Annotated in this window: 1 pseudogene; it reads right to left on the bottom strand. The window is 44.1% G+C overall.

From position 1 onward, the window contains the following. Positions 1-190, bottom strand: a pseudogene (locus ACO0LN_RS30335) (hypothetical protein); the annotation flags it as partial. Positions 191-370: the final 180 nt, after the last annotated feature.

The following is a 370-nucleotide window of genomic DNA, read 5'->3' on the forward strand; positions in this document are numbered from 1 at the left end:
TGGTGTTGACGGTGTCTTCTGTTGTTTTACCAGCGAATACGGTGGCGTATTCTGCTTGTTTGGAGAAGCTGTCGGCGATTTGGTTCAGTGTCAGGCCTTGTGCCATCCAGTAAGCCAGACCATTTGGGTCTGCTGGGCGGTTGAAGTAGGCGATGTAAAGCTTTTGGATGTCTGCTGCTGTGTTTGCCATGTCAAGTTTCCTGTTTATTTAATTATGAATACGAAAAATACAAAATTCTAAATTTGAGCCTGTAAATAAAAGTGTGTAAGTAATTCTGGCAGATGAAGCTCCTATAATGAGGAATTGCCAAAATGACGACAAACGCAATGGAAAGAAGCAAACTGCAGGCGCTGGCCAAAGAGCTGGCGA

The organism is Undibacterium sp. TC9W (assembly GCF_049339865.1).
Lineage (GTDB): Bacteria > Pseudomonadota > Gammaproteobacteria > Burkholderiales > Burkholderiaceae_D > Undibacterium.